Here is a 375-nt window from a genome sequence, read left to right on the forward strand (position 1 = left end):
TACGGCGCACTCGCATTCGCCACCGCTTTATTTACATCCCCATTCACCAATCCTTGGATTAAGGCTGTGCCCGACTCTACAATGCGGCGATTATCACCACCCACGCCCCACTCTGATGCTTGAACCGCTTTTTCAATGCGGTCGTTCAATACCGCCTCACGAATAGCTGTTTCATCCCCTTTTAAGTTCGGGTCTTTGATAGAATCAATCGCTTTCTTACGCTCATCAGCTGTGACTGGTGTTTTATCGAAGTTTTTCGTCTCTTCTTTGGTCGCGTCTATCCGCTTTTCCGTCACCACAATATCTGTAATCTGCTTACCTAACTCGCCGACTAGCTGCGTTTTCTCTATCCGCTTCTGCTCTTTCTCTTTGTCA

Annotated in this window: 1 protein-coding gene; it reads right to left on the reverse strand. The window is 47.7% G+C overall.

The window, feature by feature from the left end; genetic code table 11:
* On the reverse strand, positions 1-375 hold a 375-nt coding region (locus AC4IFT_RS22410), incomplete at both ends, for a hypothetical protein (protein ID WP_490752939.1).

Source organism: Providencia sp. UF-183 (assembly GCF_058246155.1).